This window comes from Streptomyces sp. NPDC007875 (genome assembly GCF_042868035.1).
Taxonomy (GTDB): domain Bacteria; phylum Actinomycetota; class Actinomycetes; order Streptomycetales; family Streptomycetaceae; genus Streptomyces; species Streptomyces antimycoticus.
On the sequence record NZ_JBIADZ010000013.1, the window covers coordinates 132,019 to 154,744 of the forward strand.

Sequence of the window (22,726 nt, forward strand, 5' to 3'; positions counted from 1 at the left end):
GATGTCTCTCTCCTCACAGCGCCTCCAGCACCTCCCGTATCCGCGTGGCCGCCGCGGCGTCGAGCGGCTCGTCGCCGTCCTGCGCCAGGCGGGGCAGAAAGCCGCACAACACCGTCAGTTGCCGCTCGTCACCGGCCGCCCGCCGGATCCAGCCGACCAGCGCGTCCTCGGCCGCCCCGGCCGATCTGGCCCAGGTCAGCGCGGCCCGCAGCAGCTCGGCCAGCCGCGGCGCGCACCCCGGATGGGCCGCCAGCACCGCCGTGGCCAGCGGCCAGGCGGCGTACGGCTCCAGCTCCGGCACCTCGCACAGCCCCCACAGATGCGAGGTGCGGGTGGTGACCGCGCGCAACACCGTGAGCAGCGCCAAGTCCCGGCGGGGCCGCCGGGTGTCGCGCAGCCAGCGGGTGAGCGCGGTCAGTACGGTCTCCGGCTCGGTCCCGGCCAGCAGCCGCAGCACGCCGTAGGAGGTGGTGCGGCCGTCGTCGGCGCAGCCGATCCGGCCGAGTTCCTCCAGGGACGCCGCGATGGAGCCGGCCGTCAGGCCGTAGCCGTGGGCGAGCGCGGCGGTCTCGCGCTCCCGCTCGTCGTCGCCACGCGCCCAGTCGCGCAGCAGCCCGTTCACGGCCGGGCGCACCTCCGGGGCGCGGGACGCCTCGGCGAGTGCGGTGGCCGCCGCCATCCGCTGCACCGGGCTGTCGGTACGAGCCAGCGGCAGCGCCAGCTCGACCAGGCCGTAGAGGTAGTCGCGGGCGCACAGCACGCCCGCGGCGACCGCCGCGCGCACCCACACCTGGGGACGCGGATCGTCGCACAGCGCGCGCAGCCAACGGGCCATCGGGCCGCGGAGGTTGTGGTGGGCGTCCCAGGACTCGTGGAGCACGGCGAGTGCCAGCCGCCGCCCCTCGAACCACACCGCGCGCACGGGCACCGACGCGTCCCCGAGGTCTTCCACCCCATCGCCGTGGACCGCGCGTGCCGTGGCGAGCGAGGCCCCGGGGCGGGTGGCGAACAGCGGGCGGCCTGGCGCGTATTGCGGATCGAGCGTGACGGCCAGTTCCCAGGCCAGCAGTTCGGCGGCCTCCGCCATGAGGCTGTGCGCCGAGCCGTTGAAGACGGCGAGCGCGATCCGCAGCGCGGCGGCGCGCAGCCCGGGCAGCGCGGCGGGCAGGGTGCCGAGGCGCCCGGCCTCCAGGAACCACGCACGGGCCTGGCGCGGGGCGAACGACCGGCAGTGCTCCAGCAGCCGCTCCTCGGACAGCCTGCCCTCGGCGTGCGCGGCCAGCAGGCCGGCGAGCCGGGCGGCCTCGCCGGGCCGCGGCTCGTCCAAGCCGAGCGCCTCGGCCAGTTCGGGGCGCCGGGCGGCGGCGCGGGCCGTCTCCAGCAGCCCGGTGGGGCGGTCGGCGAGCAGTTCGGTGAGGTGGCGGTCGAGGACGTCGGCGGCGGCCGGGGGCTCGTAGGGCACGGCGTGGCGGCGGCCGCGCAGCAGCCGGTCTGCGGCCGGGCCGCCCGCGACCAGGACGACACAGAACGCCTCATGCCCGGCGAAGTGGGCGCGCAGCCGGTCCAGCAGCGGCTCGACCGCGAAGTCAGCCTGGTCGAGAGGGAGTTCGAGGAGATAGCCGTGGCCCCGCTCGGTCTTCTCCACGCCGAACGCCCCGTGGGGGATCCCGGACCCGAGCGGGAGGCCGGACTCATGCGGGGTACCGGACCCGTGTGGGATGCCGGGCCCGTACGGAATACCGGAACCGAGCGGGAGGCCGGACACGTGTGGGAGGCCGAGCCCAGGCGCAACGCCGGACCCCAGCCGGGAGACCCCGCCGCCGGCCAGCTCGGACAGCTCGGCGAGGAGGGCGAGCCCAGTCCAGGCGCGGCCGGTGCCGGGTTCGCCGCACAGCGCCAGCAGGCCCGTGCGCCGCAGATGGTCGCGCATCGCGGCATAGCCGGGGACGGTCCGGTAGAGCCGCCGCAGCCGGTCCACCTCCTCGCGGGGCACCGGGCCTTCGGGGAGGGGATACGGCGCCGGTTCGGCGCACAGCCGGGCGGGACCGACGGCGATATGCAGATGGGCGCGTGCCTCGCGCGCCGTGCGGGCACCGCCCGGCTGGCCCGCCCCGTCCAGCGGGCCGCTCTTGGGGATGGCCAGCCGCCGTCCCCGCGACTCCGCCGGGGCGTCGACGTCTTCCGATGCGCTCATCGCCCGCCGTCCTTCATGCCGTGGCCCCCGCTTCCGCTGTGGTGGTGATGGAGTGCCGGTGAATGCGCGAAGCGGGCGGCGGGGTTTCTCCCCCTGCCCGCCCCGCCGCCCTTCTCCGGTGCGGGGCACTGGGCCGTGCGCACCCCCGTCGCTCACGGTCCCGCGCCCTTTGTGCCACTCCAGGGTCGCCAGGGCACGGCGGGGCCGCTGTAGCCGTTTACACAGTCGCGGAGAACGCGTGGGGAGTGCGCGCCCGCGCTCAGTCGCGGGGTCAGTCGCGAGGGTCAATCGCGGGGCGCGCCGGGATGTGTTCCCCCGTCGCCCGTCCCTCGGCCAGCAGCCGCAGCAGTCCGATGTCCATCACCACGAAGCGGCGCGAGGCGGTCCGGACGACACCCTGGCCGCGCAGCAGCCGCAGCGCCTTGGCGACCGCCTCCCGGGTCGAGCCCACCGCGGCCGCGATGTCGTGCTGGGGCAGCGGCAGATCGACGGTGATCGCCCCGTCGGCGGCGGGGTGGCCGGTGCGCTCGGCGAGTTCGACGAGCCGGGCCGCCAGCCGCTGCAGCACCTTCTCCGAGGCGAGTGAGCGCCGCTCCCCGTCGGAGCTGCGCAGCCGGGAGCTGAACTGACGCATGATCAGCACGGTCGCGACGGGACGCGCCGCCAGATAGGCCCGGAACCGGTCACCGGAGACCACCACCGCCTCCATCCGGCCGAGCGCGGTGACGGTGGCGCTGCGTGAACCGTGGTCCACCGCGGCCTGGTCGCCCACGACCTCGCCCGTCCCGCGCAGCGCCAGGATCAGCCGCACCCCGCGCTCGGTCTCCACCGAGACGGTGGCCCAGCCGGAGGTGATCGCCACGACGAAGGTCGTACGGTCGTGCTCGCGCAGCACGACCTCGCCGGGGGCGTAGGCCCGGGGGGTGCCGAGGGCGAGCAGTGCGCGCCGGTCGTCGGCGGGAAGCGCGTGCAGGAAGGGCCGTCCGTCCTCGAAGAGGCTCATCCGCCCTCCCCGCTCAGCTCGTCGTCGTCATGCCTGCGGAGAACCCAGGGACCGGTCAGCACGCTAGGCAGCTGGCACGGGCACGTCAATGGTGCCGTAGCGGGTCGGTGCCGGATCCGCCGTTCTCCCCGGGATCCATACGAACTCCCGTACGCACGGCGGCGCCCGCGACGGTCGCGAGCGCGGCGGTCACCGCCGTGAAGACCCATCCGGCGCGCAACGCGTCCAGCCCCGGCCGTGCGGCGCCCCCGGTGATCACGACCAGCGCCGCGACGCCCAGGGCCGAGCCGCCCTGCCGGGACATCATGAGCACCCCGGAGCCGAGGGACAGCTGACGGGCCGGAAGCAGTCCGGCGGCCGAGAACATCACCGGCTGGTAGAGCCCCGCGCCGATCCCGGTGAGCACCAGCCCGGGCATGAACTCCACGACGTAGTGGGCACCCTCGCCGCCCGCGAGGAGCAGCCACCACACCGGCCCCGCGGCGAAGCACAGCCCGCCGACCACGGCCGTGGTCCGCTCCCCCAGCGCCCGGACGATCCGCCCCGACAGCATCGACACCACCAGGACGGTGAGCGGCCAGGGCGTGACGGCAAGGCCGGCCCGGGCCGAGGACCAGCCCCATGCCCCGGTGAACAGCATGGTCGCGGCGAGGATCGAGGCGGCGTAGGCGAGGAAGTAGCTGAGCAGCCCGAGCGTGGCGGCGGTGAAGGCACGGGTCCGGAACAGCGCGGGGTCCACCACCGGATCCGGATGGCGGCGTACGTGCGCCACGGCCAGCGCGCCCATGACCAGGCCGACGGCGAGGAAGCCGAGGGTGGCCGGGGCGCCGTAGCCCCAGTCCGCGGCCTCGACGCAGGCGGTGGCGAGGGAGCCGGTGCCGATCAGGACGAGCAGCGTGCCCAGCGGATCGAGGCGGCGGCGCTCGCCGCGGACGGGGCCGGTGCGGACGGGCCCGGTGCGCGGCAGCAGCCGCAGCCCGGCCACCCATGCCACCAGCACCACAGGCGGATTGACGAGGAAGATCCAGCGCCAGTCGAAGGCTGCCAGCAGCCCGCCCGCCACCGGCCCCGCACTCGCCGCGACCGCGCTCACCGCCGTCCAGACACCGACCGCCGTGGCCCGTTCGCGCGGCGGGAAGGCGGGCAGGGCGAGCGAGAGGGAGGTGGGCACCAGCACGGCCGCCGCCACGCCCTGCACCACACGCGCCGCGATCAGCGTGCCGAGCCCGGGGGCGGCGCCACAGGCGACCGAGGCGAGCCCGAACAGCGCGATGCCGGTCAGGAACGAGCGCCGCCCACCGGTCGCGTCGGCCAGCCGGCCGGCCGGGACCAGCAGCGCCGCGAGCACGATGGTGTAGGCGTTGAGCACCCAGGACAGCTCGGCGGTGGACGCCGAGCGGAAGTCCGCGCCGATCGCGGGGAAGGCGATGTTGACCGCGATCATGTCGAGCACGGCGAGGAACTGGGCCGCCGACGCGACGGCGAGGATCTGCCAGCGCCGACGGCTGCGGGTGGGGCCCGGATCGGGGGCGGTGGCGGGGGCCGCCGCGGGCACACCGGTCCCCTGGGCCTTCGAGGAAGGGGTCGTCATGCCCGTCCAGCATCGGCCCCGGGGCACGACGGAGCGAGTGGCAGGAGTGACAGCATGCGCTACATTCCTGCCATGCGGTCCATAGCCCTCGCCGTCACCCCGGGCATGCCGATCTTCGATCTGGCGGTGCCCTGCCATGTCTTCGGCACCGATCGCCCCGGGCTCCCCGACCCCTGGTACGAGCTGCGGGTCTGTGCGATCGGACCGGGCGGTACGGAGGCCGGTGACCCGGTCGCCGCCCGCTCGTGGTTCGCCGCCCACACCCCGTACGGCACCGAGGAGCTGATCACCGCGGACACGGTGATCGTCCCGGCCTCGGCCGATGTGCGCGGCGATCCGCCCGAGGAGCTGATCGCCGCGCTGCGCGAGGCCCATCGGCGCGGCGCCCGCATCGTGTCGCTGTGCTCGGGCGCGTTCACCCTCGCCGCGACCGGACTTCTCGACGGCCGTACGGCGGCCACCCACTGGATGTACGCGGCGCTGTTCGCCGAGCGCTATCCGGCCGTACGGCTCGATCCGTCCGTGCTCTACGTCGACCACGGCGATGTGCTGACCGGGGCGGGGTCCACGGCCTGCATCGACGTCTGTCTGCATCTGGTGCGCGAGGACTACGGCACCGAGGCGGCCAACACCCTGGCCCGGCAGCTCGTCGCGCCCGCCCACCGGCCCGGCGGCCAGGCCCAGTACATCGAGGCGCCGCTGCCGGAGCGCACCGACGACTCGCTCGCCCCGCTGCTGCACTGGGCCGCCGAGCGGCTGCACGAGCCGCTGACCGTCGCCGACCTCGCCCGCCGCGCCCACACCAGCCCGCGCACCCTGGCCCGCCGCTTCCACGCCGCCACGGGCACGACGCCGCTGCGCTGGCTGCAGGGCCAGCGAATCGCGCGCGCCCGGGAGCTGCTGGAGGGCGGCGATCTGCCGGTGGACCGGATCGCGGAGCTGTGCGGGCTGGGGACGGCGGCCAATCTGCGCCGCCACTTCACCCGGGCGGTGGGGGTGCCGCCGCACGACTACCGCCGCGCGTTCCGGGCCCGGGAGGCGCGGGCACCGGCCGTCTGATGCCGGGGCGGCCCGGGTCCGCCCCGGCCGCCCGTCGTCCCTGGGTGTCCGGGCCGGACCGCCTCCCGGCCGTTACAGCCGCGGGTCCACCGGCTCGGATTCCAGCGCGAGCACCGCGAACACGGCCTCGTGGACGCGCCACAGGGGCTCGCCCTCCGCCAGCCGGTCCAGCGCCTCCAGCCCGAGCGCGTACTCCCGCAGGGCGAGCGAGCGCTTGTGGCCCAGATGGCGCACCCGCAGCCGGTCCAGGTTCTCCGGGCGGGTGTACGCCGGGCCGTAGATGATCCGCAGATACTCGCGGCCCCGGCACTTCACGCCCGGCTGGACCAGCCGGCCGTCGCCCTTGCGCACGAAGCCCTGGAGGGGCTTGACCACCATGCCCTCGCCGCCGGCCGCCGTCAGGTCCAGCCACCACCGCACGCCCTCGGCGACCGACGCCTCGTCCTCGGTGTCGACGATCAGCCGCCGGGTGGGGGCCAGCAGCCGGGCGCCGTGGCCGTCGGCGGCCGGCTTCTCGGCCTCGATCATCCGGTCGATCAGGGCGAGCTGCTGATCATGGGGCAGCGCGGTGGCGAGGTTACGGCCCTGGGCGGCCAGGATCTGGAACGGCGCCATACGGATACCGTCCGGCCCGTCGACCGGCCAGCAGTAGCGCCGGTAGGCGTCGGTGAACGCGGCCGCGTCCGACGCCCGTGCACGCTGCTTGCCGAGCAGGGCGGACACCTCGACACCGCGTGCCTCCGCCCCCTCCAGCGCCGCGAGAACGCCGGGGAAGACGGCGCGGGAGGCGGCGCCCACCGCCGCGTACTGGTTGCGCAGCAGCCCCTCGGCCTTGAGCGACCACGGCATCAACTCGGCGTCCAGCAGCAGCCAGTCGGTGTCCAGCTCCTGCCACAGCCCGGCGCCGTCGATGGAGCGGCTCAGCACGCGCAGCACGGTCTCGGTGAGCTGGACGTCGTCGAAGAACGGCCGTCCGGTACGGGTGTGGATCGTGCCGGAGGCGCCGTCCGGCGCGCCGAAGCGCTCCCGTGCGAGGTCCGCGTCACGGCAGACCAGCGCCACCGCGCGGGAGCCCATGTGTTTCTCCTCGCAGATCACCTGGCGCACCCCGTCCGCGCGGTAGGCGGCGAACGCCTCCGCCGGGTGTTCGAGGAAGCCTCCGTCGGCGGCTCCGCCGCCGGTCCCCTCCTTGGAGGTGGCGGTCGGCGCCATGGTGGGCGGGAGATAGCCGAGCAGCCGGGGGTCAACCGCGAAGCGGCTCATGACCTCCAGCGCCGCCGCCGCGTTCTCCTCCTTGACCGCGATCCGGCCCATATGGCGGGTCTCGACGATGCGGCGGCCCCGCACATCGGCCAGGTCGAGCGGGCGGCCGTCGGCGCCTCCGGGGGCCTCGGTGGTCAGCGGTTTGACCGGTTCGTACCAGACCCGCTCGGCCGGGACGTCCACCAGCTCGCGCTCCGGCCAGCGCAGCGCGGTCATCCGGCCGCCGAAGACACAGCCGGTGTCGAGGCAGATGGTGTTGTTGAGCCAGGAGGCGCGGGGGGTGGGGGTGTGGCCGTAGACGACGGCGGCCCGGCCGCGGTAGTCCTCGGCCCACGGATAGCGCACCGGCAGCCCGAACTCATCGGTCTCCCCGGTCGTCTCCCCGTACAGGGCGTGCGAACGGACCCGGCCGGAGGTGCGGCCGTGGTACTTCTCGGGCAGCCCGGCGTGACACACCACCAGCGCCCCGCCGTCCAGCACGTAGTGGCTGACCAGCGACTCGATGAACGCCCGCACCCGGTCGACGAAGGCCGGGTCCGCGGTGTGCTCCCGGTCCAGCTGCTCCACGGTCTCGGCGAGGCCATGGGTGACCCGCACCTTGCGGCCCTTGAGATAGCGGCCGAGCTTGTTCTCGTGGTTGCCGGGCACGCACAGGGCCGTGCCGGAGGCGACCATGCCCATCACCAGGCGCAGCACCCCGGGGCTGTCGGGGCCGCGGTCGACGAGGTCGCCGACGAAGACCGCCGTACGGCCCTCGGGGTGGGCGGCGTCGACCGGGCGGCCGGACTCGTCGCGGCGCAGGGCGTAGCCCAGCTTGCCCAGCAGGGTCTCCAGCTCGGAGCGGCAGCCGTGGATGTCGCCGATGATGTCGAACGGGCCGCTGAGATGGCGCAGATCGTTGTAGCGGCGCTCGGTGACGACCTCCGCGGCCCCGGCCTCCTCGACGCCGCGCAGGATATGCACCTTGCGGAACCCCTCGCGCTCCAGGGACTTCAGGGAGCGGCGCAGCTCACGGCGCTGGCGGGGGATGACATGGTCGGGTATCCCGGCGCGGTCGGGGCGCTGGGCGTTGCGCCGGGCGCACTCGCCCTCGGGGACGTCGAGGACGATCGCCACCGGCAGGACGTCGTGTTCGCGGGCGAGCCCGATCAGGCTGCGGCGCGACTCGCTGCGGACGTTGGTGGCGTCGACGACGGTCAGCCGCCCGGCGGCCAGCCGCTTGCCCACGATGTAGTGCAGCACGTCGAAGGCGTCGGGGGTGGCGCTCTGGTCGTTCTCGTCGTCGGCGACCAGCCCCCGGCAGACGTCGGAGGAGACGATCTGGGTGGGCAGGAAGTGGTGCCGGGCGAAGGTGGACTTGCCGGATCCTGTGGTGCCGACGAGCACCACGAGGGACAGGTCGGGCACGCCGATCGGGCGCGTCTCCTCGGTCATGCTGCTGCCTCCTCCGTCGTGATCGTGGTGCTGTCGCCGCTCCGGCTGTCCGTGCCGTCGCCGCCGCCCTCGGCCGCCAGGCGGAAGAGCGCGAGCTGGGTGGGCGGGCCGACCTGGGGGTCCTCGGGGCCGACGGGGCGGAACTCCACCGCGTAGCCGTGCCGTTCGGCGACCTGCTCCGCCCAGGTCCGGAACTCCTCGCGCGTCCACTCGAAGCGGTGGTCGCCGTGGCGCATCCGCCCGGCGGGCAGGGTCTCCCAGCGCACGTTGTACTCCACGTTGGGCGTGGTCACCACGACGGCCTTGGGCCGTGCGGCGCCGAACACGGCGTGCTCCAGGGCGGGCAGCCGGGGCGGATCCACATGCTCGATCACCTCGCTGAGCACCGCCGCGTCATATCCGGCGAGCCGGGAGTCGGTGTAGGTGAGCGCGCCCTGGGTCAGCTTCAGCCGGGCCGACGACTGCCGCTCGACCGTGCCGGTGTCCAGTCCCGGACGGTCCGGCCCCGGACGGTCCAGCCGCAGCCTCCGTGCCGCCTCGTTGAGCGCGCGCATCGACACATCGACGCCCACGATCTCGGTGAACCGCGCCTCCTTCAGCAGTGCGCCCAGCAACTGGCCCTGGCCGCAGCCCAGATCGAGCACCCTGGCCGCCCCGGCCCCGCGCAGGGCGCCGAGTATCGCCTCCCGCCGCCGTACCGCCAGCGGCACCGGCCACTGCTCGGCGCCCTCTTCGCCGTCGTCCTCCTCCAGTGGCTCGGCCGCCGGTTCGCCGATGGCGTTGTCGACGGCGTTGTCGATCTCCTCCGGCTCGGTGTCGTCGGCCTCGGCGAGCCGTGCCAGCTCCAGCCGCTCCAGCGCGCTGCGCGTCAGCGACCGGCGCCGGGCCAGATAGCGGTTGGTGATCAGCCGCTGCTCGGGGTGGCGCTCCAGCCAGCCCTCGCCGGAGCGCAGCAGCTTGTCCACCTCGTCCGGGGCGACCCAGTAGTGCTTGGCGTCGTCGAGCACGGGCAGCAGCACATACAGATGGCGCAGGGCGTCCGCCAGCCGCAGCTCGCCCTCCAGCACCAGCCGTACGTACCGCGAGTCGCCCCAGCGCGGGAACTCCTCGTCCAGCGCCACCGGCTCGGCCGTCACCGCCCAGCCCAGCGGTGCGAAGAGCCGCTCGACCAGCGCGGCGCCGCCGCGGGCGGGCAGCGCGGGCACCTCGATCCGCAGCGGCAGCGCCCGCTCCGGCAGTTCGGGCCGGGCCTTGCACTGACCCCTGAGCGCACTGGAGAAGACCGCGCTCAGCGCGACCGCCAGCAGTGAGGAGGCGGCATACGGCCGGTCGTTGACGTACTGCGCGAGCGCCGAGTCGGGGGCGCCGCCCCGGCCCTTGCCGCGGCCCCGCCGCACCAGCGCCACGGGATCCACTTCCAACAGCAGCGCCGCGGTGCAGCGTTCGGCGGTCGCCTCGGGATAGAGGACATGCGCGGTGCCGTAGGAGGTCGAGAACCGCTGCGCCTTGTCGGGGTGCTTGTGCAGCAGAAACCCGAGGTCGGTCGCGGGGCGCTCGGCGGTGCCGGTGGTGGTTATCGTCAAGAACACCCGTCCGAGTATCGCCCGGTGCCCCTTCCTCACCTAATGGTTTCTCACCACGGCGGCCAGCTCCGCGATCCGCTCCGGCCCGACCCGGCAGCAGCCGCCGATGAGCCGCGCCCCCGCGTCCCGCCATGCCTTCACCCGCCCCGGGTCGAAGGTCGCCCGGCCGCGCCAGCTCCGTGCCGTGGCATCCCATTCCTCTCCGCTGTTCGGATAGACCACCACCGGCTTGCCGGTGATGTCGGCCGCGATCTCCACGGCCCGGTCCGCGTCGCCCGGATCACAGCAGTTGACGCCGACGGCGATCACCTGGTCGACCCCCGCGGCCAGGGCGAACGCATCCCTCAGGGGCTGCCCGGCCCGGGTGGTCTCCCCGGCGATGCTGTAGGAGAGCCATACCGGCACCCCGCATCCCTCGACGGCGCTCAGCAGCGCCGCGGCCTCATCGGCGTCCGGCACCGTCTCCAGCGCCAGCGCATCGGGTCCGGCCGCGGCCAGCGCCTCGATCCTCGGCCGGTGGAACCGCGCCAGCTCGGCCACGCTCAGTCCGTACCGCCCGCGGTACTCGCTGCCGTCCGCCAGCATCGCCCCGTAGGGCCCGACGGAGGCGGCGACCCACACCGGCTCCGCGATCCGGTCACCCACGGCCCGGTCACGGGTGGTCGCGCGCTCGGCGGCCGCCCGCTCGGCCGCCGTGCGCGCCAGCTCGACACTGCGCCTCAGCAGCGCCGTGGCCTCCTCGTGGCTCACACCCCGGTGGGCGAAGCCCTCGTAGGTGGCCTGATAGCTGCTGGTGATGAGCACCCGTGCGCCCGCCCGTGCGTAGGCGGTGTGGGCCGCCTCGATCTGCCCCGGGTCATCGGCCAGCAGCCGGGCCGACCACAGCTCGTCGGAGAGATCACAGCCCTGTGCCTCCAGTTGGTTGGACAGCCCGCCGTCGAGGACGAGCGGCCCGCCCTCCAGCGCGGTGGCCAAGGGCGTGCGGGATACGGACATCACGGGTGCTCCTGGTGGTTCGCTCAGCCCAGCTGGGCCTGGACCTGGGAGGAAATCAGCTCCAGGTGGTCGAGGTCCTGGAGGTCCAGCATCTGGAGGTACATCCGGGAGGCGCCCGCCTGCGCATAGCGCCCGATCTTGTCGACGACCTCGGCCGGGGAGCCCGCCAGGCCGTTCTCCTTCAGCTCCTCGACCTCCCGGCCGATCGCCGCGGCCCGCCGGGCGACCTCGGCGTCGTCCTTGCCCACGCACGCCACGAGCGCGTTGGAGTACACCAGGTCGTCGCCCTTGCGGCCGGCGGCCTCGGCCGCATCCCGCACCCGGCCGAACTGGCGCTCACTGTCCTCGACCGAGGCGAACGGCATATTGAACTCGTCCGCGTACTGGGCGGCCAGCCGCGGCGTACGGTTCGCCCCCTGGCCGCCGATCAGCACCGGCACCTTGCTCTGCGCGGGCTTGGGCAGCGCCGGGGAGTCCACCAGCTGGTAGTGGGCACCGTCATAGCCGAAGGTCTCGCCGACCGGGGTCTGCCACAGCCCGGTGACGATGGCCAGCTGCTCCTCCAGCCGGGCGAACTTCTCCTTGGGGAAGGGGATCCCATAGGCCCGGTGCTCCTCCTCGAACCAGCCCGCGCCCAGGCCCAGCTCGACTCGTCCACCCGACATCTGGTCGACCTGTGCGACCTGGATCGCCAGCACACCGGGCAGCCGGAAGGTGGCGGCGGTCATCAGCGTGCCCAGCCGGATCCGCCGGGTCTCGCGGGCCAGCCCGGCCAGGGTGATCCAGGCGTCGGAGGGGCCCGGGAGGCCGTCCACGCTCCCCATGCGCAGATAGTGGTCGGACCGGAAAAAGGCGTCGAATCCGAGGTCCTCGGTGGCCTTGGCGACGGTGAGCAGAGTGTCGTAGGTCGCCCCCTGCTGGGGCTCGGTGAAGATGCGAAGATCCATGGCCCCCATCCTGCCTCTTCATGCGGCACCACCCCACTCCCCGCCCCACTCGCGGAACGTGAGATGCCTGAGCATCCCGTGCACCCGGTCCCGGGCCTCGTCCGCCGCGTCGATCGCCTCCACGCACTGCCAGTACAGCGCCTCCTCCTCCGTATTGGAGGCGACGCCGACCAGCGCGAACCCCGCCTCCGCGAGCAGATCCCCCAGCGCCAGCAGCACCTCTCTCGGATCGCGCACCTCCGAGAGCTGTGCGGCCCGTAAACCGCCGCCGCGCAGCGTGGGGTGGTGCAGCGCCGGGTGGAACAGGGCGCCGCGCGCCCGCCCGCCCGCCTCGCACAGACCGCGCGCCTCCGCTCGCGCGGCCGCCGGGCCGCTCACCACGAAATAACCGCCGACCGCCTCGGCCAGCGCTTGAACCTGCCAGGCTTCGGCCACGATGTCGTGCACGCCCCCGGCCTTCGCCAGGGCGTGCCGGGTGACACCGATCAGCCGCATCGCGTCCATTCCCCGCACCCCTCTCAACGGACTTCCGAGCCCGTCACTCCTCCACTACCCAGAGTGATAACTAACAGGCCGAAAAGCTAGGGGAATTCAGGAATCTGTTGACAACAGTTGCGATGTGGATAACTTTTTCACTACGGAGAGTGACGAAGTGGAGGGTTGAGAGCCCGTAGGCCATCCGAGATCACGGTTCACTGGCAGAGCGCCCGTTCACTGTCATAGTCCCCCGTTCACCGCCAGACCCCCTATTCACCGCCAAAGCCCCCGTTCGCGGTCAGCGCCCGTCCACGATCAACCCCCGTTCGCGGTCAGCGCCCTCCGTTCACCGGAAACCGCCCCTCGTTCCGGTCGATCTTCGCCGAGAGCGCCGCGAGCGCGTCGATCCCCAGCACCTCGCAGAACTGGAGCAGATACGCCAGCACGTCGGCGACCTCGTCCTCGACCCGGGCCGCCTTCCCCTCGTCCTCCATCACCCGCGCCGACTGCTCAGGCGTCAGCCACTGGAAGATCTCCACCAGCTCCGACGCCTCGACGCTCAGCGCCGCCGCGAGGTTCTTGGGGGTGTGGTACTGCTGCCAGTCGCGCGCCGCCGCGAAGGCCGCCAGCCTGCGCTGCAGCGCCGCCACATCCAGGCCGTCACTCCGGCCGCCGGTCCGGCCGTCGGTTCGTCGCTCGCTCTCATAGGACTCGCTCACGCCCCAGGTCTACCACCGTGACGGGGGCGTCCCCGACCGCCCCCGTCACGTCCCCCACCGTCCCCACGAGCCGGATGTGCCCCCGTGCGCACATCCGGGCCGCCACCCCCAGGAGCTCCCGCGCCTGCCGCCGGTCCAGACACCGGTCGAAACCGTCGGCCAGCACGGTCAGCACCTGCCGCGCGGGGAGCACATCGGCCGCCGGGTCCACGGCCAGCACACCGGGCCCGGTCAGCAGCACGAGCGCGAGCGCGAGATACCGCAGCTCGCCGTCGCCCAGCCGCTCCACGGGCATCGCGCCGAGCTCCCCCTGCTCGACCAGGGCTCGCACCACCCCGTCCGCGCGCCCCTCGGTGACCAGGCCCTCCACCGGCCCGACGCACCCCGCGCGGACCGCCGCGACCAGCGCCGCATGGCGCGTGCCGCACTCCCGGCTGGTCCGCCGCAGCACCGCCGCCAGGTTCTCGCAACAGCCGCGCAGCCGCCCGTCCCTCGGCACCGCCGGCGCCCGCATCCGCTCCGGCCGCGGATCGCAGGGGAAGACCGAGCGCAGTGCGATGACCACCTGCTCGGCGGCGGCCAGCGCGAGCCGCTGCCCCTCCGTCGTGCCCGCGACCCGCAGCGGCAGCAGCGAGGTCGCCAGCCGGTCGTCGGGCAGCGGGGCGCGGGTCACCGCGACCGCTCCCGCCGTATGCCAGGCGGCCTGGACACAGCGCCGCCCCGGGTCGCGCAGTGCCGTCTCCAGCAGCGTCTCCCCCGCCCCCGTCATCCGCTCGCCCACGATGCGCAGTTCGGGCTCGGCCTGTACGGCGACGTCGAGCTGTACGGGCCCGACCGGGCCGTCCACGGTGCAGCCGATGCGGAACCCGCGCCGCCCCTGCCGGTCCGGCCGCGCCCGGCGCGGGATGTACGCGGCCGGGTCGCGGAACACCTCCGCGAGCCGGGCGCCGCCCGCGAGCCGAGCGAGCGCCGCGTACGCCTCCAGCACCCCGGACTTACCGCTGCCGCTCGGACCGGAGATCAGGGTCAGCGGGCCCAGCGAGAAGGCGGCGCGACGGTGGGTCTTGAAGGCCGACAGCCTCAACTCGGAGACCACTGGCCGCAGTTCGGTCCTGGCGGGCAGGAGCCCGGATGCGCTCATGCTCCGGAACATATCTCTGGCACATACCGCTGAACCGTTACGCCTTCCGTATCTTCCTACCATCGGGGGATAGCCGCGGTGGCCCATGATGACCAAGTGGCGGCGGATGGCCAGAGATCGGGGAGTTGAGGACGGAATGGGGGGCCATGACTGACAGCACCTTCTGGATCGCGGCCCTCACCGGCGGCACCGCCGTCCTGGCCAGCTGGGTCACCAGCCGCGGCAACACCCGGGCCGCCCGGATCCAGGCGGACACCGCGGTGCTCGCTCAGCGCACGGAGCGGCTGCGCGACAGCAGGCGCAGCGCGTATCTCGATCTGATCGAACAGACCCACAGCATCGGCGAGTTGTACTGGGAGATCGCCGCCGTCCAACGAGCCGCCGAGGCGGGGCGCCGCCCCGCCCTCCTGGATGAGTTGGACGAGTTGGCCGAGCTCGCCGAGCGCGAACGCGATGAGTACGGCAAGCTGCGCCGCTGTGTACGCGTGGTCGAGCTGGAGGGCCCGGCCGCCGCGGCCACCGCCGCGAACGCGCTGCAGAAGGCCACCGGTCCGTTCCATCGCGCCCTGGGCGCGATGCGCTCCGGCGAGCCGGAGGCGCCACAGCGCTTCCATGACGCCTTCCGCCCGTTCTGGCAGGCCCTCACGGACTTCGTCGAGGCCGCGAAGACGGCCCTCCACGAGGCGTAGCGGGGCGCCTCGACGGCCGTGGCGGGGCGTCGCCGCGGGTCGCCTCGACGAGCCGAGGCGCGGGCCTCGACGAGCGTGACGGTTGGCTTGTCAGGAAGCGGACGGTGCGGGAGGAGGGGCGCCCGCGACAGACCGCCACCGACCTCAATTTTGTCAGCAACATGTCAGTCCGCACCACTTCACGGCCCGACCGCACACCGGCACCGGAGACTCGGACGGTGGCCGTCGGCCCGGGGCTCGAGAGGCGCCATCAGCACGGATGCTGATACGCGGGCCGCTCCCCTAAACCCTTTGGCGGAGCCGCCCTCAGCCCCCAGGCCGATTTCCACGGGGACCCATGGTGCGGCCTGAACAGCTGTCCTAGCGTGCCCTTTACTGGAACCTTAAATCCCTAAGGAGCGTCATGTTCGGGCGAATAGGACGGTTTTCCGTCCACCGTCCATGGCTGGTCGTCGTGATGTGGGTCATCGCGGCGGTCGGCCTGGCCATCCTGGCCCCACCGCTGAAGTCAAGCACCGACCAGGCCGACTTCCTGCCGTCGCACTACGAATCGGTGCGGGTGACCAAGCTCCAGGAGCAGGCGTTCCCGCAGCACGAGACCGCGGCCGCCATCCTGGTCTACCAGCGGTCGGACGGCGGAAAACTCTCCGAGGCCGACAAGGCCGCCGTCACCAAGGCGACCACAGGGTTCCAGGACGAGAAGTACAAGACCTTCAAGTCCGTGGTGACCACGCCCGAGGCCGTCTCCAAGGACGGCAAGATGGCGCTGGCCAACGTGTACTTGACCAAGGAGGACATCTACAACGAGGACACCCAGCAGTCGATCAAGGACCTGCGCGCGGACCGCGACAAGCTGCTGAAGGGCACCTCGCTGAAGGTCGACGTGACCGGTCCGTCGGCTTCTGCCCTCGATGCCACCGAGTCCTCGGGTGACACCGACGCCATGATCATGATGGCCACCCTGGTCCTGATCATCGTGCTGCTCGGCGCCATCTTCCGCAGTCCGCTCATCGCGCTGATGCCCGTGCTGATGATCCTGGTGATGTTCATCATGGCCCAGGGTCTGATCGCCACCGCCAGCGACTGGTTCGGGCTCGAGGCCGACAGCAGTGTGTCCGCGATCCTGATCGTGGTGCTGTTCGGCGTCGGCACGGACTACATGCTGTTCCTGCTGTTCCGCTACCGCGAACACCTCCGTAAGGGCCAGCAGCCCAAGGAGGCCCTGGTCGACGCGGTCACCCGGGTCGGCGAAACCATCGCCTCGGCGGCCGGTGCGGTCATCGTGGCCTTCCTCGCCCTGGTGCTGTCGACGATGGGCAGCATGCGCGCCATGGGGCCCTCGCTGGCGATCTCCGTCGCGGTGACGCTGGTGGCGGCCCTCACCCTGGTGCCCGCGGTGTTCTCGCTGCTGGGAACGAAGGCGTTCTGGCCGTCCAAGGCGTGGAAGAAGGTCCCCCGCAACCGGCTCGCCAACGGCGTCGGCTCCCTGGTGTCGCGCCGTCCCGGGCTGATCGCCGCGGTGTCCGCCGGTGTGCTGGCGGCCCTCGCGGTGGGCGCGCTCGGCTTCAAGGCCGAGTTCGACACCGAGAGTTCGCTCCCCAAGGACCTGGAGTCCGTCCAGGCCATGGCGGATCTGCAGAAGAGCTTCTCGGCCGGCGAGTCCGACCCGAGCCTGGTGTACGTCCAGTCGAACGGCGACAAGCTGGACGCCACGGCGCTGACCGGGTTCCGGCAGAAGCTGGGGGCGGTCGAGGGCGTCGGCGAGGTCTCCCCCGCCGTGCTCAACCCCAAGGGCGACGTGGCCCAGTTCAGCGTGGTGCTGAAGTACCGGCCCGCCTCCGAGAAGGCCATCGAGCTGGTCGCCGGGGAGCTGCGGGACACCGCGCACGGCTCCGCGCCCGAGGGCGCCAAGGTCCTGGTGGGCGGGTCGACCGCGGTGCTGGCCGACATCGAGGACGCGGTCAACCACGACTACCGGCTGGTGTTCCCGGTCGCGGGCCTGGCCATCATGCTGATCCTCGGCCTGCTGCTGCGCAGCGTGGTGGCGCCGCTGTATCTGATGCTCGCGGTCGGCCTCGGCTTCGCCGCGACCCTGGGTTCCACGGTCTGGCTGTTCCAGAACGTCCGGGGCGAGCACGGCCTGCTCTTCATGCTGCCGATCATCGTCTATCTGTTCGTGGTGGCGATCGGCACGGACTACAACATCCTCATGGTGGCCCGGCTGCGGGAGGAGGTCCGGAAGGGCAAGACACCGGCCGAGGCGGCCCGGCTCGCGGTGGCCCAGTCGGCGCCGACGATCGGTTCGGCCGCCATCATCCTGGCGGGCACCTTCGGTGTGCTGATGCTGGCCAGCAACACCATGCTCCAGCAGATGGGCTTCGCCGTCGCCTTCGGCATCCTGCTCACCGCGTTCATCATGGCGCTGCTGCTGGTGCCGACGGTGACCGCGATGCTCGGCTCCAAGGCGTGGTGGCCCAACCACCGCCACGACTCCCCCGGCACGCCCGGCGTCTCCGGCCCCGGACGGGCCGAGGAGCCCGATGCGGCGGGCGAGACCGTACGGGTGTGACCTGACGCTCCCTCGGACGCCCGAACGGCGCGGTGGCCCTTCGCGACATGGTCGCGGAGGGCCACCGGTGCGAGAGGCGGTCCCCGACGCCGAGCACAAAGCCGATCGCAACGCACTGAAGAAGCTGATCGCAGCGCGCAGAAGGGCAGCTCGATGGACCGCTGGGACCGGGTGGGGCGGCTGGCCGCGTACGGAAGCGCCGCCGCCATGGCCCCGTATGCCGTGATCAAGGTGTCGTGGGTGGTCGGCTCGCTGCTCGGACTGGCGCCGGTCGGGGCCGGGTTCGGGCTCGCCGAGTGGGTGGTGCTCAACACCGTGACGGTCGGCATGGCGGCCGTCGGGATCGCTCTCGGGCTGGCGCTGGCCCGGCCGTGGGGGATGCGGCTGCCGGGGGTGCCGGTGGTGGTCTGCGCCTGGGTCGGCGCGGGGTTCCTGGTATCGATGCTGCCGTACGCGCTGGTCGACTCGCTGCTGTCGGAGCCGGACGCCTCCGGGGGCGACAGCGACCCCACGATGCCAGGCTGGGAGGCGGCGCTGATCCAGTTCGGCTTCATCGGCATGGGCCTGGGTCTCACTCTCGCGCTCCCCGCCTATCTGCGCAGGCGCTGGCCGGAGGCGTTCACCGGCCGGGGCGGCGGGCCCTCACCGCTCGGCCGGGCGGCCGTGGCGCTCGGTGCCGCCGTCGGGCTGATGTGGCTGTACTGGGCGGCGGGCGGCACCGCCGGGCTCGCCCATCCCGACGAGGGCCGCGCCACCTGGCGCCTGCTGTGCGGGATCTGCGGCACATGGGCGCTGGTCGCCGCGTTCGCCGTGGCACGACCGGGCCGCGAAGGACCCGGTCGGCTCCCCCGCTGGCTGCCGTCGGTCCTCGGCTGGCTCGGCTCGGGCTCGCTGTTCGCGTGGAACGGCTGGAAGCTGCCCCTCACGCTGTACGTCGCGCTCGCGGCGCCCCCGGACGTCGTCCTCCCGGAGCGGCTGGGCCTCGCGATCGCCCTGCACCTGTGCGCCGTCGTGGCGGGCGGCGCGATGATGTGGACGCTCACCCGGGGCCCGTCCCGGACCCGCCCGGAAGTCGCCGCCGCCCCGCCCGGCTGATGCCGCGCGGGCGCGCCGAGGCCGGCCGGATACACCAGCTGACGCCTCGCGGGCGGTCGCGGATGCCGGATCGGTGCGCCGGTCCGGCCGCGGCACGGCGCGCATCGCGGCCCTCGTCCTGCCCTCCGGTGCCGGCCCGTGCCGGTGCCACGCGTCCCGCTATGCCGTTGCCTGCTCGCGCGCTGCGGCTGCCGTCCGCGACATCGCCGCGGGGGCGGTGAAGAGCGCGTGGACGGCCGCGTGGACCTGGTCGGCGACCACCTCGGGTGTGGAGGTGTCGAGCTTGCCGGAGGGAGCGGATGCGCGGCCGTCTCAGCCGCCGCGCGGCGCTGCCCTCAGGAAGCCGATGGGGGACGTCATGGACCATGACGGCCCCGCGGGTCAGATTCCCTTCGCCGCCGGCTCGAGAATGGCCACGCACTCCACATGGTGCGTCACCGGGAAGAGGTCGAAGGCACGCGTGCGGCGCGGGGAGTAGCCCTCCTCGCGGAAGTACTTCAGGTCGCGGGCGAGTGCCGCCGGGTCGCAGGCGACGTAGACGATGCGGCGGGCGCCCAGGGCCGCGAGGCGGGTCACCGTCTCCTTGCCCGCGCCCGCGCGGGGCGGGTCCAGGACGATGAGGTCGGCCTCGGTGATCCCGGTACGCGGCAGCACCTGCTCGACCTTGCCGTGCTCGATGCGGACGCGCTCCAGGTCCTGGAGGTTGTGCCGGGCGTCCTCGACAGCGCGCTTGCTCGACTCGATGCCCAGCACCGCGCCGCGCTCCCCCACCCGCTCGGCGATCGCGCCCGCGAAGAGGCCGACTCCGCAGTACAGATCGAGGGCCGTCTCGCCCTGGCGGGGCATCAGGCCCTGCATGACGGCCTCGACCAGGACGTCCGCCGCCTTGGGGTGGACCTGCCAGAAGCCGGCCTCGCCGACCCGCCAGGTGCGGCCCGCCGCACGCTCGCGGACGAAGGGGCGGCCGTGGACGCGGTGCACCAGACGGGCCCGGTCACGGCCGCGGGACTCGCTGACCCGCAGCACCGAGACCGGCCGGTCCAGCTCGACGATCGGCAGCCGGCCGCCGGGGCGCGGGGTGAGGACGACCTGACGGTCGGAGGAGCCGGTGGCGGCGATGGCCTCCACGCCGGCGATCTGGGGCCATTCACGCTTCTCGACGCCGAGTTCGGTGACGCCGGGGGCGGCGATCAGGCAGTGGTCGATCGGCTCGACCTCGTGCGAGCGGTGGCGGCGCAGTCCGGGCCGGCCCTGCTCGTCCACCGCGTACTGCACCCGCGTGCGCCAGGCCGGGACCTCGCCGCGGGCCACCTTGTCGCCGGGCGCGGGCTCGACCGTGCCGTCCCAGCCCGCCTCGGCGGGGGTGAGTCCCGCCAGCCGGGCCAGCTGCTCGGTGATCACCTCGGCCTTCAGCCTGCGCTGGGCGCCGGGGGCCGCGTGCTGCCAGTCGCAGCCGCCGCATTTGCCGGGGCCGGCGAACGGGCACGGCGCCTCGACCCGGTCCTTGGAGGCGTCCAGCACCCGCACCGCGTCGGCGCGCAGGAAGCGCGCGCCCTCCTCGCCCTCGGTGACCCGGGCGACGACCCGCTCACCGGGCAGTGCGTGCCGGACGAAGAGCACCTGGCCCTCGCCGGTCCTGGCGACGCAGTGGCCGCCGTGCGCCACCGGGCCGACCTCGACCTCGTACTCCTCGCCGACCAGCGATGCCTTGGGTTCACTTTGCATGGCGGGTTCAGGCTCCAGAGGGGGTGAGGGGGCGCGGTGGGACAACAGCCCACCAGTCTACGTCGCGCCCGCCCTCACCTCGTCACGCCCTGAACCCCCGGGCCCCCGGCCCGGGGGCCCGGGGGCCACCGTCAGGGAACCTGCGAGGTGACGCCCGGCTTCTCGTCCTTGGGCCCCTTCTCGCCCTTCTCCCGCTTGGCCGGGATCACCGGACCGCGCCGCACCGCGCCCGGGGCGTTCCACTCGGCCCGCTTGCGCGCCCGCTTCCGGGCCAGCTCGGAGGAGTCCAGCTGCCACGGCACGGAGGTGACCATGACGCCCGGGGTGAACAGCAGCCGCCCCTTGAGCCGCAGCGCGCTCTGGTTGTGCAGCAGATGCTCGTACCAGTGGCCGACCACGTACTCGGGGATGAAGACGGAGACCACATCGCGCGGGCTCTCCCGGCGCAGGCCCTTGACGTAGTCGATGACCGGCCGGGTGATCTCACGGTAGGGCGAGTCGAGGATCTTCAGCGGCACATCGATGCCGCGCTCCTGCCACACCCTCTGCAGCGCCTTGGTCTCGGCGGGGTCGACGTTGATGCTCAGCGCCTCCAGCCGGTGGGAGCGCATCAGCTTGGCGTAGGCCAGGGCGCGCAGCGTCGGCTTGTGGACCTTGGAGACCAGCACCAGGGAGTGCACCCGGGAGGGGCGCACCTCCTCCTCGTCGAGCTGTTCGGTGGCCGCCGCGAGCTCCTCGGAGACGCCGTCGTAGTGGCGCCTGATGGCCGTCATGGTGACGTAGAAGATGACCATGCCGAGCAGGGCGACCCAGGCACCGTGGGTGAACTTCGTCAGCAGCACCACGACCAGCACCAGGCCGGTGAAGAAGGCCCCGAAGGTGTTGATCGCGCGGGCGCGGACCATACGGCGGCGGGCGTTCGGGTCCCGCTCGGTCGCCAGATGGCGGTTCCAATGCCGCACCATGCCGGTCTGGCTGAGGGTGAAGGAGACGAAGACGCCGACGATGTAGAGCTGGATCAACCGGGTGGAGTCGGCCCCGTAGAGGTAGACCAGGACGGCGGCGGCCGAGGCCAGCAGCACGATGCCGTTGGAGAAGGCGAGCCGGTCGCCGCGGGTGTGCAGCTGGCGGGGCAGATAGCGGTCCTGGGCCAGGATCGAGCCGAGCAGCGGGAAGCCGTTGTACGCGGTGTTGGCGGCCAGGAAGAGCACCAGCGCGGTGGCCCCGGCCAGCACCACGAAGAAGAACGAGCCGTCGCCGAAGACCGCGGCCGCCACCTGCGAGATCACCGGGTTCTGGGTGTAGTCGGCGCCGAGCGGGGTGCCGTTCTTCAGCAGGTCGTGCGCGGGGTTCTCGGCCATCTTGACGTTGGTCACCAGGGCCAGCGTGATGATGCCGACGAACATGATCACGGCGAGGCCGCCCATCAGCGCCAGCGTCGTCGCCGCGTTACGGCTCTTGGGCTTGCGGAAGGCGGGCACGCCGTTGCTGATCGCCTCGACACCGGTCAGGGCGGCGCAGCCGTCGGAGAACGCGCGCAGCAGCAGGAAGATCAGCGCGAAGCCGGCCAGCCCGGTCTGCTCGGCGTGGACCTCGAAGCCCGCGGTGGGGGCCTTCATGTCGTCACCCAGGACCAGCCCGCGGTAGGCGCCCCACAGGATCATCACGAAGACGCCGCCGACGAAGACGTAGGTGGGGATCGCGAAGAGCTTGCCCGACTCCCGTACGCCCCGCAGGTTCATGAGCGTCAGCAGCAGGATGATCCCGACCGCGCACAGCGTCTTGTTCTCGACGAAGAAGGGGACGGCCGAACCGAGGTTCTCCACACCGGAGGAGATCGACACCGCCACCGTGAGGACGTAGTCGACCAGCAGGGCGCTGGCGACCGTCAGACCCGCCTTGGGGCCGAGGTTGGTGGTGGCGACCTCGTAGTCACCACCCCCGCTGGGGTACGCGTGCACGTTCTGGCGGTACGAGGCGACCACCGTGAACATCAGCACGATGATGGCGATCGTGATCCACGGGCTGTAGTGGTAGGCCGACGCACCCGCCACGGACAGAACGATCATCACCTGCCCCGGCGCATACGCGACGGAGGACAGGGGGTCGGAGGCGAAGACGGGGAGCGCGATGCGCTTGGGGAGGAGAGTCTCCCCCAGCTTGTCGCTGCGCAGGGCCCGCCCGATCAGGATCCGTTTCGGGAGGTCGGTCAGTTTGGACACGCAGAGGATCGTAAGGGGT

16 protein-coding genes and 1 pseudogene are annotated in these 22,726 nt (G+C 73.1%); 4 read left to right on the forward strand and 13 right to left on the reverse strand.

Annotated features, from left to right (window positions below; genetic code table 11):
* Positions 1 to 13: 13 nt before the first annotated feature.
* The 3 genes from ACFYOY_RS26470 to ACFYOY_RS26480 all read right to left on the reverse strand — a co-directional run bounded on the left by ACFYOY_RS26470 (position 14) and on the right by ACFYOY_RS26480 (position 4,788).
* Positions 14 to 2,194, reverse strand: coding sequence for a hypothetical protein (locus ACFYOY_RS26470; RefSeq protein ID WP_351879199.1), 2,181 nt, complete (start codon positions 2,192 to 2,194; stop codon positions 14 to 16).
* 271 nt (positions 2,195 to 2,465) lie between these two features.
* Positions 2,466 to 3,197 (reverse strand): Crp/Fnr family transcriptional regulator, encoded by a 732-nt coding sequence (locus tag ACFYOY_RS26475; RefSeq protein ID WP_351879201.1) that lies wholly within the window; start codon positions 3,195 to 3,197, stop codon positions 2,466 to 2,468.
* Positions 3,198 to 3,282: 85 nt separating this feature from the next.
* Positions 3,283 to 4,788, reverse strand: coding sequence for an MFS transporter (locus tag ACFYOY_RS26480; protein WP_351879204.1), 1,506 nt, complete (start codon positions 4,786 to 4,788; stop codon positions 3,283 to 3,285).
* A 54-nt stretch (positions 4,789 to 4,842) separates the two neighbouring features.
* Between ACFYOY_RS26480 and ACFYOY_RS26485 the strand changes: the two genes are divergently transcribed.
* A complete protein-coding gene (locus ACFYOY_RS26485; protein WP_388590038.1) occupies positions 4,843 to 5,847 on the forward strand; it encodes a GlxA family transcriptional regulator in 1,005 nt (334 codons plus the stop codon).
* Positions 5,848 to 5,919: 72 nt separating this feature from the next.
* Here the strand turns inward: ACFYOY_RS26485 and ACFYOY_RS26490 are convergent, their stop codons facing one another.
* The 7 genes from ACFYOY_RS26490 to ACFYOY_RS26520 all read right to left on the reverse strand — a co-directional run bounded on the left by ACFYOY_RS26490 (position 5,920) and on the right by ACFYOY_RS26520 (position 14,407).
* The gene (locus ACFYOY_RS26490; RefSeq protein WP_388590041.1) at positions 5,920 to 8,544 is read right to left on the reverse strand and encodes a polynucleotide kinase-phosphatase; all 2,625 of its coding nucleotides are present in this window, start codon (positions 8,542 to 8,544) and stop codon (positions 5,920 to 5,922) included.
* The gene (locus tag ACFYOY_RS26495) at positions 8,541 to 10,133 is read right to left on the reverse strand and encodes a 3' terminal RNA ribose 2'-O-methyltransferase Hen1 (protein ID WP_351879213.1); all 1,593 of its coding nucleotides are present in this window, start codon (positions 10,131 to 10,133) and stop codon (positions 8,541 to 8,543) included. Before ACFYOY_RS26495 ends, ACFYOY_RS26490 begins: the two co-directional genes overlap by 4 nt.
* Before the next feature lie 33 nt (positions 10,134 to 10,166).
* On the reverse strand, positions 10,167 to 11,123 hold the full coding sequence (gene mmuM / locus ACFYOY_RS26500; protein WP_388590045.1) for a homocysteine S-methyltransferase: 957 nt from the start codon (positions 11,121 to 11,123) through the stop codon (positions 10,167 to 10,169).
* Between the two features lie 23 nt (positions 11,124 to 11,146).
* Entirely contained in the window at positions 11,147 to 12,070 is a 924-nt protein-coding gene (locus tag ACFYOY_RS26505) for an LLM class F420-dependent oxidoreductase (protein ID WP_388590048.1), read from the reverse strand.
* 18 nt (positions 12,071 to 12,088) lie between these two features.
* On the reverse strand, positions 12,089 to 12,574 hold the full coding sequence (locus ACFYOY_RS26510) for a DUF6099 family protein (RefSeq protein ID WP_059141673.1): 486 nt from the start codon (positions 12,572 to 12,574) through the stop codon (positions 12,089 to 12,091).
* A 305-nt stretch (positions 12,575 to 12,879) separates the two neighbouring features.
* Complete coding sequence (locus ACFYOY_RS26515; protein WP_228054172.1) at positions 12,880 to 13,203, reverse strand: nucleotide pyrophosphohydrolase; 324 nt, start codon at positions 13,201 to 13,203, stop codon at positions 12,880 to 12,882.
* 46 nt (positions 13,204 to 13,249) lie between these two features.
* Complete coding sequence (locus tag ACFYOY_RS26520; RefSeq protein WP_351879223.1) at positions 13,250 to 14,407, reverse strand: ATP-binding protein; 1,158 nt, start codon at positions 14,405 to 14,407, stop codon at positions 13,250 to 13,252.
* A 146-nt stretch (positions 14,408 to 14,553) separates the two neighbouring features.
* On the opposite strand from ACFYOY_RS26520, the gene ACFYOY_RS26525 reads away from it, so the two are divergent.
* The 3 genes from ACFYOY_RS26525 to ACFYOY_RS26535 all read left to right on the forward strand — a co-directional run bounded on the left by ACFYOY_RS26525 (position 14,554) and on the right by ACFYOY_RS26535 (position 18,760).
* Positions 14,554 to 15,096: a hypothetical protein gene (locus tag ACFYOY_RS26525; protein WP_351879226.1), complete on the forward strand. Its 543-nt coding sequence runs from the start codon at positions 14,554 to 14,556 to the stop codon at positions 15,094 to 15,096.
* 403 nt (positions 15,097 to 15,499) lie between these two features.
* On the forward strand, positions 15,500 to 17,665 hold the full coding sequence (locus ACFYOY_RS26530; protein WP_351879229.1) for an MMPL family transporter: 2,166 nt from the start codon (positions 15,500 to 15,502) through the stop codon (positions 17,663 to 17,665).
* A 153-nt stretch (positions 17,666 to 17,818) separates the two neighbouring features.
* A complete protein-coding gene (locus ACFYOY_RS26535) occupies positions 17,819 to 18,760 on the forward strand; it encodes a hypothetical protein (RefSeq protein ID WP_351879232.1) in 942 nt (313 codons plus the stop codon).
* A 159-nt stretch (positions 18,761 to 18,919) separates the two neighbouring features.
* On the opposite strand, the pseudogene ACFYOY_RS26540 reads toward ACFYOY_RS26535, so the two are convergent.
* From ACFYOY_RS26540 to ACFYOY_RS26550, 3 genes and pseudogenes are all read right to left on the reverse strand, one after another.
* Positions 18,920 to 19,048 (reverse strand): annotated as a pseudogene (locus tag ACFYOY_RS26540) (TetR family transcriptional regulator); the annotation flags it as partial.
* 93 nt (positions 19,049 to 19,141) lie between these two features.
* Entirely contained in the window at positions 19,142 to 20,485 is a 1,344-nt protein-coding gene (locus tag ACFYOY_RS26545) for a class I SAM-dependent RNA methyltransferase (protein ID WP_351879235.1), read from the reverse strand.
* 131 nt (positions 20,486 to 20,616) lie between these two features.
* On the reverse strand, positions 20,617 to 22,707 hold the full coding sequence (locus ACFYOY_RS26550) for an APC family permease (RefSeq protein ID WP_351879238.1): 2,091 nt from the start codon (positions 22,705 to 22,707) through the stop codon (positions 20,617 to 20,619).
* Positions 22,708 to 22,726 lie beyond the last annotated feature (19 nt).

Excerpts from the sequence above, each read along its gene's own strand:
- mmuM (WP_388590045.1), bottom strand. The coding sequence starts at position 11,123 with ATGTCCGTATCCCGCACGCCCTTGGCCACCGCGCTGGAGGGCGGGCCG.
- ACFYOY_RS26525 (WP_351879226.1), top strand. The coding sequence starts at position 14,554 with ATGACTGACAGCACCTTCTGGATCGCGGCCCTCACCGGCGGCACCGCC.
- ACFYOY_RS26520 (WP_351879223.1), bottom strand. The coding sequence starts at position 14,407 with ATGAGCGCATCCGGGCTCCTGCCCGCCAGGACCGAACTGCGGCCAGTG.
- ACFYOY_RS26545 (WP_351879235.1), bottom strand. The coding sequence starts at position 20,485 with ATGCAAAGTGAACCCAAGGCATCGCTGGTCGGCGAGGAGTACGAGGTC.
- ACFYOY_RS26480 (WP_351879204.1), bottom strand. The coding sequence starts at position 4,788 with ATGACGACCCCTTCCTCGAAGGCCCAGGGGACCGGTGTGCCCGCGGCG.
- ACFYOY_RS26470 (WP_351879199.1), bottom strand. The coding sequence starts at position 2,194 with ATGAGCGCATCGGAAGACGTCGACGCCCCGGCGGAGTCGCGGGGACGG.
- ACFYOY_RS26510 (WP_059141673.1), bottom strand. The coding sequence starts at position 12,574 with ATGGACGCGATGCGGCTGATCGGTGTCACCCGGCACGCCCTGGCGAAG.
- ACFYOY_RS26535 (WP_351879232.1), top strand. The coding sequence starts at position 17,819 with ATGGACCGCTGGGACCGGGTGGGGCGGCTGGCCGCGTACGGAAGCGCC.
- ACFYOY_RS26475 (WP_351879201.1), bottom strand. The coding sequence starts at position 3,197 with ATGAGCCTCTTCGAGGACGGACGGCCCTTCCTGCACGCGCTTCCCGCC.
- ACFYOY_RS26530 (WP_351879229.1), top strand. The coding sequence starts at position 15,500 with ATGTTCGGGCGAATAGGACGGTTTTCCGTCCACCGTCCATGGCTGGTC.
- ACFYOY_RS26490 (WP_388590041.1), bottom strand. The coding sequence starts at position 8,544 with ATGACCGAGGAGACGCGCCCGATCGGCGTGCCCGACCTGTCCCTCGTG.
- ACFYOY_RS26485 (WP_388590038.1), top strand. The coding sequence starts at position 4,843 with ATGCGCTACATTCCTGCCATGCGGTCCATAGCCCTCGCCGTCACCCCG.
- ACFYOY_RS26505 (WP_388590048.1), bottom strand. The coding sequence starts at position 12,070 with ATGGATCTTCGCATCTTCACCGAGCCCCAGCAGGGGGCGACCTACGAC.